Genomic DNA, 8,158 nt, shown 5'->3' with positions numbered 1-8,158 from the left:
CGCTCGACCCCAAGAACCTCGCCCCGCATACACCCTCCGTCTCAGACACGTCCCTAGCGACGTCGCTATGCACGTGTCTTAGCCATTCAGGTCAGGAATGGGCAGGCGGTGCCAACCGGGTGATTACCAACCATTACGACTTCGCAAACGTCATATCACTTCCAATCTTTCAGGATAAAAGGATGTCTCTCCAGTGGGATTGCGTTTCAGGCATCCTGCGCTGAGCACAGGGTAGTGCGAAGAAGACGAACAACGAGCAGTTCGGATTTGCTTACCCCCTCACATCAGGACGGATTTGCAGCACAATTGTCGTCGGCGTGCCAACCTTGATCTCGTTTGTAGCCTGTTCAAATGCCTCGTCGTGTTTTGCCTTACTCGTTTATTTATCACTGAAGCAGAAAAACCGGCTCAAAACAGGCCAAGCTGCGTGGTTTTCAGCAAGCTGCGCGACACAGCTGAAAATCTCATACAAACAGCATTCTGTGAGATTTTCGCCTAAGTCGTTGAAATCATTGAGTGACAAACTTCCGCCATTTCCGGTCGACCGACCAAAACCTCAGACTTTACAGTCGTTTATAGAAAATGATTAGGTTTTTGGGGGTTACAGCATGCGCCAAGCACAAACATTGAACGAAGCTCAACTGCGCAGGGTTATACAGTATTGCCGCAGCCGCCGTCATCCAACACGCGACGAAACCATCATCCTGTTCAGCTTCTATGCTGGGCTACGGGCAAAGGAAATCGCCGCGCTGACACGTGGGGACGTATTTGACGACACGGGCGCTGTACGCACACAATTCACCCTCAGCCCCGAACAGAGCAAGGGTGGCAAAACACGCACTGTATATGTGAACCAGCGCTTGCGCAGGGCATTGGCGGATTATGCTGCTGGCTTGAACTTGAGCGATCCAAATCGTGCCCTGTTTGAGAGCCAAAAAGGCGGGCATTTCTCAGCCAACACCATGTGCCAGCTGTTCCTCGACATATACAAGGCGGTTGGGTTGAAAGACGCATCCAGCCATTCAGGTCGACGTACCTATATCACCAGATTGGCAAACAAGGGTGTGGGTGTACGCTTGCTGGCTGAGTTGGCGGGGCACAGCCACATCTCAACCACACAAAGATACATTGACGTAAACGCAGAGCAGCTGAGCGAGGCCGTTGAGCTGCTGTGATAGCCTATCAGCGTCAAGCCGCCCCAGCTACCACCCTGTCAGTAAGTTGATAGCCCTTGGCACAAGCTCTCGCGTGCCACTGGTCTGCTGCAAGGGCAGCGTCACACAGGTTGGAAAACCACGCAATGCGATGCACGCCATTCTGACCGCAGCACATCTTCGACGTATAAGCGCGATTACACGCTGTATTCATCTAGCTTGCCATTACTGCCCGGCGGACTGAAGAATAAATCGACTGGGGCTGTAATTATATCTAACAGACCTGAAAAAAAGGCTCCAAACGTAGCGCTGAGGCTTGATAAAATAACAACCCATATAATGGTGTACACCATACCAGCCGCTAGGCTGAAAAGAGATAGCCTAAGCTCAGAGCGCTTTAAGGTTCCGATTTTGACAAGGTAAAGATTTACAATCGATATAACGGCGCCAATCATACACGCGGGAAAGATAGGCGTAAAAGATAGCAGCGCGGCAATAAAAACTGCACGATCACGATTTTGAATGCTATCTTTAAGAGCCTGAACCTTTCCTAAAAAGAAACTCTCCAGCTTACTTTGCATGCCTAGACCTCATAGATCGCGATTGCAGTACCGACAAATAACCGCGTTTTTCCTTATTTTTTCGGCACAAAAAGGGCACTCTTTTGCTTCATCTTCCACCTGCGCATCCGAGACATAAGAAGAAGTCAAAGGAGGCTCTTTAATCTGCCTTGCTTCAACAGTCTCGGTCAGTTGGTCACTCGACAAGTCTTTTAACTGCCTCGTCGTACCATCCGCTTGATTTACAAGTGTGACATTCACACTTTGGGTGTTGGCATTCGGCTGTGCCGCAGACGCAACAATCTCTCCAGTAAACAATTCAATGAACGCCCAAATAACCCATATCGGAGTTAGCAATATCAGCAAAATTAGAGCTGCAATCCAATTTCTCTGAAATGTTTTTATAGCTCCTTTTATAAGCCCAATAATAATTGCAATAACTACAATAGCACCAATTATCTGGGCTGTTTGATCTTCCATATTACGTCCCCTGCAACCCAATTCTTATCGGATATTTTGCACTCGACACCGCCCAGTAGAGCGCCGCTTGGCGGACAAGCTACCCGACCAAACTTGCTGTGCAAGTATTTTTCGTCCGACACAGCGCTTCCATTCTTAGCCTGCTCATGCGTGAACCTCCCCACAGCTGCAAACAGCCTCGGCTAGCTAAGTTCACCACCCGCGTCCTTCGCAGGCGCGCCAAGCCACACCATGGCACACCAGCCTTCCAGCCAATCGCTGTGGAACAACACAGGTTTGCCAAACTGTGTTGCGTTTGCGTGGCGCGCCAACTGTGTTTGGTAAACTGGGTTGAACAACTGTTTTCCCCTATTCTTCGTCGCCCACACCCGCACCACCCTCTGCTTTCTGCGCTGCATACGCTTCCGCTGACAGCTCGTAGCGCTTGCCCGTGAACATATCCTTTTTCATACGCGGGGTAAGGTGGCTGTAATGGCGTTCGATCATGCCAATCGAGGTGCCCATCTGCTGAGCCAGTGCGTGGATATCCATGCCGTCATTCACCAAAGCAAACGTGGCATAGGTGTGCCGCAGGCTGTACAGCACGCGATTGTCGCCTGTCTTGGGACAGATCAAAAGATCGTGCTTGGTCAAAAACGCTTTGAAGGTTTGGCGCAGGTTATCTGTGACTGTTCCATCAGGCAGGCAGAACACGGGCAGGTCCAGTTTCTGCTTGAGCATATCATAAAATGGGATGTGCTTGATCGCTTCCGTGCGCGAGTGCAGGCGCTTGAGATAGTCAATCGTGCCAGCCCGCCCAATCGCTTCGTGCGGCTTGGTCTTGCCGTGCAGGTAGAATTCCACATATTCCAAGCCGTTGTCTTCGAACACGGTCACGTGCTTCCAACGCAGGTTTTCCGCTTCGGTGCCGGGTCGCATTCCGGTGTTGGCGACAATCAAAACATAGTCGCGCAGCAGGTGGCGCATATCGCGTGACTTGCCGCCTTTGCCCTGTTCGATCCAGTGCGGGAGCTTGCGGATCATCTTGCGATAATCTTCCCGGCTGAAATCAGGCCGCCGTTTTGCGCCTTCGCCTTTGTTTGTGAGTATGGGCACCTTGGCTTGCGTGATGAACCCGCGTGCCACAGCCTCGTCGTACACACGGTTCATAGCGGAATTGTGCGTGTTCAGCGTGCTGGCTTTGGGATCGCGCCCGATCACCCGCTTGCGCCACGCATTAAAGTCCTGAATTTTTTGGTGGTCGATGCTGGTGATGAAGGTCTTCCCAAAGAAGGGGATGAAATAGAGGTTCAGCGCCTTGATGTAATCTTTGTAGACCTTGCGCCCCGCCTCCGCGTCCAGCTGCTTTTGCATATCCGCAATCGCCAGCTTGGCCACGTCTTCAAAACGTTTGGTCACAACAGGCAGCTCGTGCTTGGCGCGGAACTTGTATTCAAGGTATTGGTCACGGGCCACAGTTTTGGCTTCCTCCAACACCGTCTTGCCCGTGCTGACCCTCACCCAGTGCTGGTCAATCTTGAACGTGGCCTGCCAGCGCTTGCTGTTGCCGCGCAGGTAGACCTTTACAGCGCCGTCCAGCAGCACGTGTGTGTTTGGGCTGAGTGCGACCATACTGTGTTTCCCCAAGCGTCATCGCACAGTACGGTTTTGTGTTGGCGCTGTCAGCCTGAAAAGCGACGTCTGACGCGATTGCAACACGCCGCTATCAGCTTGACAAACACGCGATCAGTCTCGAAGAAATCTCAAAAACCAGGACCTGACCAAAACAAAGGCTACACAACATGACTATTCCCGTTTTAACGCTGTTGGGCTTTGCCCTTTGGACACTGTTGATCCTGTTCGGCACGGTCGGGATTTACCGCTGGAGCCGCATTTTATCTGGTCGCACACGGATCAGCCATTGGACCGCTGATCCAGATGTGGGAACGGGCATCTACCCTCGCGCAATGCGGGCCCACATGAACTGCATTGAAAACCTTCCTGTGTTCGGCGCAATCGTTTTTGCCATAGACCATGTTGGCTTGGACAATGCCCTTGTGAATACTCTGGCGATCACTGTTCTAGCGGCAAGGGTCATTCAAAGCTTGGTTCACATCACACTCACGCAGACAGACCGGGTCATATTGGTTCGCTTCGCCTTCTACTTTTTCCAGATCATTGCCATGATAGTGATGGCGGTGATGGTCCTGCTCGCGCTTTGAACATCTATAGCCGTGTCATGCGCAGTGGGAACAAGTGACTGCCAACTGACCAAGCTGGGGCAGCAAACCACATAAATCTTTGACTGCAAGTTGTGCAAATCACCTGTTTCACGCAGCTATGGTTAAACACTATATCACAACAACTGTGTCCAAACACTGTGTTCAACACAGCAACCGCAAACACTGTGTTCAACACAGCAAATCACCCGCGCCAACGCATGAAAAAACTGTGCGATGAGTGTGCAACACATATCGTAAAAATGTGCGATGCTTAAGTATTTGTTTTTGTTGGTAAAAGTGGTGCCCGGGGGCGGAATCGAACCACCGACACGAGGATTTTCAATCCCATGAAAACCATTTAAATCAATCACTTACAAGCAAACTACGCAACTATCTATGTAACTTTTGGCGCATAAAACCTTAGAAAGGTTTAGGACGTAGCAGCAGATATTTCAACATTATTTGATGCCCCCCAAGAACCTAACTCGGCACCATTGCCATAGCAAACGCATGATACCCCTGCCTAAGGGGGTCACGATGACTCTTTGTCACCTTCCCTCTGATCCTGTGCTTTCTGATCCTTTAACTTCTCAACCAATCGCTTGATCGCCATGGCATCCTCATAGGAACTTGTGGGATCACCCCACTTCCTTGATGCGTCCTTGTTGTCCTCTGTCATTATTGGCTCTCCTGCTGCGGTTGCGTCCCGGACTGAATCTGGAGTTTGGGGTCAGATTCCCCATCGCTGTGCTTTCGCATACGCACCTGCTGTGTCTGACTTGACCCGAGACACAGCGAACTTGCTTAGACCAACCTGACGGGCGATTTCGTTCACTCCAACGCCTTCACCAACCTTGGCAACGATCTGATCAATCTGTGGAGTGGTGAACGAAGGTTTCCGCCCTTTATAAGCATCATCTCCCATTGCCTTACGGTGTTCATGACCTGCTTTCGCCGCTAACTTCTGAGCCTCTGCTTGTGCTTGTGCATTTGCTGCCATGAACGCAATCATGGCGTCACGTATTGCCTTCTGCATGGGATCATCTGTTGCACCATCAAAGGTCATGTTGTTGATCACGGTTTTGATCGTGACCCCCATATTCATAAATTCTCGAATATTGGCGGTGACGTCTTCATAGTTGCGACCAAGACGGTCTACCCAGCGGACAACCAAGGTGTCGCCCGCCCTCAACTTGTCGAACAACCGTTTTCCACCCGGACGATCTTTCAAGGGCACGGATACACCCGACACCCCTTCATCATCTATCACCCAATCAAGTTTAAACCCTGCCTGTTCCGCTTGGGTCTTTTGATGTGAAACGGTCTGATCAGATGTCGAAACCCGGGCGTATAATATCGTCGCTATGGTTCTGCTCCATTTTGTTGCATAAGGATTCGTTGCATTTATATCATTGCATAAGAAGAAAATCTAGCCATGTGCAACATTTCCAGAAGCGGTTTGGGGAGACCTGTTTCATCTTAACCTTATGCAACACAGATCGTGCTGGACGTTGAACCTGAAAGCGTTGACTGGGCTCCCATGGGGTCAAGACTTGCAGCAAAACATGACCGTTGCAGCGATGCAGGTGGATGAGAGGAACAACTTGCCCAATAAATCACCCTATCGTTACCGAGTCGATTGCGACCCCCTGTCATCACAGTTAGTGTCTATCACCTATCTCCAGAACAATGACATGCCTGCACAGGTAAAAAAAATGTTAATTTTTCCAGACTTAATTAGTTACCTCGTCTTCACGGCAACCACGCTTGGGTTATTCTATGCCGCCATAGGTCTTTCTGTCGTAACTGATAGTCGTCCGAAGCTAGCAAAATTGTTGACTGGTATAGCGTATCTTTCGTCATCTATTTGGGCACCAATCTCAATTTTAGAACTAGCTTACTTTATGTTAACAGGCGATGGCGGGTATAATCCTGATTGTCCTCCGCAAGCGCAACGATATTGTTAATAAAGCGATCGACATAATCAAACTCAATGTAGTTCGCTTTATGATGCCCAAGCATCTTACCCCCGACTGATTTCATAATGGGTGCAATCGTGAATTTCGCCAATTTGTGGCGGACGATCACATGACCAGTTTTTTCGATTGCCGCACCTGATACCCTGACCGAGGCCAAGGTTCCAAATCAAGTAACGACATCCTTTACAGTGAGAAATCTGCATATTTACTCCCAGCGTTTTTGTTCCTCAACTGCAAACCTGACAGCATTTAGAAAATCCCTGTGTTCGTCATCCAAAACTCGCCAATACTTAGAGCACGCTTCGATCAACATCAGCACTTCAATGATGCCATCCTCTTCTAGATGGGATTGAGCTTTGACTGCATCCTCTAGGGCATCAAAATTATTTTTGATCTTCTCACGGATTTTATTCATTGGTCTCCTTTCATTTTGACCACGGCAAAAGAATACCCATATTCAAAATATTGGTATCCGCTCAGGGTTTTCAGAAATTTTTCATAGATACGGGACCGCTTGGGATCAGATACAAGAATTTCAAAATATGAAATCTTGTTGCGGTAAATATACTGTCGAACAGTATTCCAGATTTTGCGAACCAGTTTTGTTGGGTTCTTTATCTTGGGTTCTGAGGTTTCGTCCCACCATGAGTATAAGGGGTCATGGTGGAATAATTCATAAACAACGAACTGGTTTTGTCGAAACGCCACCACAAATTGACGCCCGTCGTGCGAGAACCGCTCTTTCATATTCACCTGTGTGTTGATGCGGTTGTGTATAACACATCAACAAGTGAATGGGAAGCTATGGGTGGTCGTTATCCAAGGGTTCTGTAGTGCCAGACAGGTTCCTCACCCGCTGCCTGAATACGGTATCGAATGCAGTTACGGTATTGGTCATCCATTCAAGATATTCAGGCCATCTATCCTTCTGAGACAATGGTGCAGATTTCAGGGAATGCATGATCCTGCACGATGTGCGTTCTGGAAGCTCTTGCCATACAAGTTCAAAGCCAAGTTCGTTGTGAATCCGTTCAGCGTCCTGTTGAAGTTCCTGAAAATAAGCTTTGGCATTTTCATCGTTCATATACAGTTCAACGCCAAAGGTGGATTCTCTGGAGTTGATAAGACCTCCAAGGCGTATCCCTGCACGTCCAATAGCAATATTGATCCAGTGTTGCGGTCTTGGTTTCTGAGTTCGCAGAATTGGATGAGGGCGCAATTTTTCTTCAAATAAGTTCCAGAATTCCAACTGAAGCTTTTTGATATCCGTGGTTGGTTCTGTTTCAAGTCGCTTTGCTGCTTGCCCTGCCTGCCGTGACCATGAGTTGGGTTTTGAAATGATATTGAATTTTGGTGCAGGTTCGCTGTCGCCAATGCGCCAAAGTTCAACCTCTAATCCGAAAAATCTAAAATCTTCATCCGTGATCTGATTCAACCAATCCAGTGTTGCACGATGCTCGTCATTGAATTGTGAAGCAATCCAGATAATCGTGACCGCCTTCAATCCGGCAGAATAGGTTAAAAGTTGCCCTAAGTGCCTGTGATCTGTCCGCTCTAATTGGTTTTCAATCAATACCCACGAGTCACTTCCAACATCCTTGCAGAGGATGTCCGCACGAAATGGTCCTACCTGCTTTTCCTGCGCTTCGACTTCGAGTTCCAGTCCAAGCGTTTCACTGAGCAAACTGATATTGTGCTCTTGCGCCAGCCAAGGGGTGAAATCCATGTCTTCGGTGACCCATATTGTTCGTGGATCAACCTTAGTTAAGCGCCCGAGTTGCATC

The 8,158-nt window shown here is 49.0% G+C and carries 10 protein-coding genes; 3 read left to right on the top strand and 7 right to left on the bottom strand.

Features of this window, described 5'->3' with window-relative positions:
* The first annotated feature begins 608 nt into the window (after positions 1 to 608).
* Complete coding sequence (locus DFK10_RS10530; protein ID WP_109388985.1) at positions 609 to 1,175, top strand: tyrosine-type recombinase/integrase; 567 nt, start codon at positions 609 to 611, stop codon at positions 1,173 to 1,175.
* Between the two features lie 176 nt (positions 1,176 to 1,351).
* Here DFK10_RS10530 and DFK10_RS16270 read toward each other — a convergent pair whose 3' ends face one another.
* The 3 genes from DFK10_RS16270 to DFK10_RS10525 all read right to left on the bottom strand — a co-directional run bounded on the left by DFK10_RS16270 (position 1,352) and on the right by DFK10_RS10525 (position 3,805).
* Entirely contained in the window at positions 1,352 to 1,735 is a 384-nt protein-coding gene (locus DFK10_RS16270; RefSeq protein WP_146193260.1) for a hypothetical protein, read from the bottom strand.
* Between the two features lie 9 nt (positions 1,736 to 1,744).
* A complete protein-coding gene (locus DFK10_RS16265) occupies positions 1,745 to 2,194 on the bottom strand; it encodes a hypothetical protein (protein WP_146193259.1) in 450 nt (149 codons plus the stop codon).
* Between the two features lie 348 nt (positions 2,195 to 2,542).
* The gene (locus DFK10_RS10525) at positions 2,543 to 3,805 is read right to left on the bottom strand and encodes a tyrosine-type recombinase/integrase (protein WP_109388984.1); all 1,263 of its coding nucleotides are present in this window, start codon (positions 3,803 to 3,805) and stop codon (positions 2,543 to 2,545) included.
* 170 nt (positions 3,806 to 3,975) lie between these two features.
* On the opposite strand from DFK10_RS10525, the gene DFK10_RS10520 reads away from it, so the two are divergent.
* On the top strand, positions 3,976 to 4,395 hold the full coding sequence (locus tag DFK10_RS10520) for an MAPEG family protein (RefSeq protein WP_109388983.1): 420 nt from the start codon (positions 3,976 to 3,978) through the stop codon (positions 4,393 to 4,395).
* A 532-nt stretch (positions 4,396 to 4,927) separates the two neighbouring features.
* Here the strand turns inward: DFK10_RS10520 and DFK10_RS16490 are convergent.
* The gene (locus DFK10_RS16490; protein ID WP_217810132.1) at positions 4,928 to 5,074 is read right to left on the bottom strand and encodes a hypothetical protein; all 147 of its coding nucleotides are present in this window, start codon (positions 5,072 to 5,074) and stop codon (positions 4,928 to 4,930) included.
* A 51-nt stretch (positions 5,075 to 5,125) separates the two neighbouring features.
* Complete coding sequence (locus DFK10_RS10515; protein ID WP_328589370.1) at positions 5,126 to 5,752, bottom strand: recombinase family protein; 627 nt, start codon at positions 5,750 to 5,752, stop codon at positions 5,126 to 5,128.
* Positions 5,753 to 5,960: 208 nt separating this feature from the next.
* Here DFK10_RS10515 and DFK10_RS16260 point away from each other — a divergent pair, with 208 nt between their 5' ends.
* Positions 5,961 to 6,362, top strand: a complete 402-nt coding sequence (locus DFK10_RS16260; protein ID WP_146193258.1) for a hypothetical protein — start codon at positions 5,961 to 5,963, stop codon at positions 6,360 to 6,362.
* A 217-nt stretch (positions 6,363 to 6,579) separates the two neighbouring features.
* Here DFK10_RS16260 and DFK10_RS10505 read toward each other — a convergent pair whose 3' ends face one another.
* The gene (locus DFK10_RS10505) at positions 6,580 to 6,789 is read right to left on the bottom strand and encodes a hypothetical protein (RefSeq protein ID WP_109388980.1); all 210 of its coding nucleotides are present in this window, start codon (positions 6,787 to 6,789) and stop codon (positions 6,580 to 6,582) included.
* A gap of 387 nt (positions 6,790 to 7,176) precedes the next feature.
* The gene (locus DFK10_RS10500) at positions 7,177 to 8,157 is read right to left on the bottom strand and encodes a DUF4268 domain-containing protein (protein ID WP_109388979.1); all 981 of its coding nucleotides are present in this window, start codon (positions 8,155 to 8,157) and stop codon (positions 7,177 to 7,179) included.
* Position 8,158 lies beyond the last annotated feature (1 nt).

This window comes from Salibaculum griseiflavum (assembly GCF_003129565.1).
GTDB classification, from domain to species: domain Bacteria; phylum Pseudomonadota; class Alphaproteobacteria; order Rhodobacterales; family Rhodobacteraceae; genus Salibaculum; species Salibaculum griseiflavum.
Note: the sequence above shows the minus strand (reverse complement) of the source record. Positions and strands in the feature narration are given on the sequence as shown.

Bases quoted from the DNA above. Each gene is read 5' to 3' on its own strand.
- DFK10_RS10530 (WP_109388985.1), top strand. From the start codon at position 609: ATGCGCCAAGCACAAACATTGAACGAAGCTCAACTGCGCAGGGTTATA.
- DFK10_RS16270 (WP_146193260.1), bottom strand. From the start codon at position 1,735: ATGCAAAGTAAGCTGGAGAGTTTCTTTTTAGGAAAGGTTCAGGCTCTT.
- DFK10_RS16265 (WP_146193259.1), bottom strand. From the start codon at position 2,194: ATGGAAGATCAAACAGCCCAGATAATTGGTGCTATTGTAGTTATTGCA.
- DFK10_RS10525 (WP_109388984.1), bottom strand. From the start codon at position 3,805: ATGGTCGCACTCAGCCCAAACACACACGTGCTGCTGGACGGCGCTGTA.
- DFK10_RS10520 (WP_109388983.1), top strand. From the start codon at position 3,976: ATGACTATTCCCGTTTTAACGCTGTTGGGCTTTGCCCTTTGGACACTG.
- DFK10_RS16490 (WP_217810132.1), bottom strand. From the start codon at position 5,074: ATGACAGAGGACAACAAGGACGCATCAAGGAAGTGGGGTGATCCCACA.
- DFK10_RS16260 (WP_146193258.1), top strand. From the start codon at position 5,961: ATGACCGTTGCAGCGATGCAGGTGGATGAGAGGAACAACTTGCCCAAT.
- DFK10_RS10505 (WP_109388980.1), bottom strand. From the start codon at position 6,789: ATGAATAAAATCCGTGAGAAGATCAAAAATAATTTTGATGCCCTAGAG.
- DFK10_RS10500 (WP_109388979.1), bottom strand. From the start codon at position 8,157: ATGCAACTCGGGCGCTTAACTAAGGTTGATCCACGAACAATATGGGTC.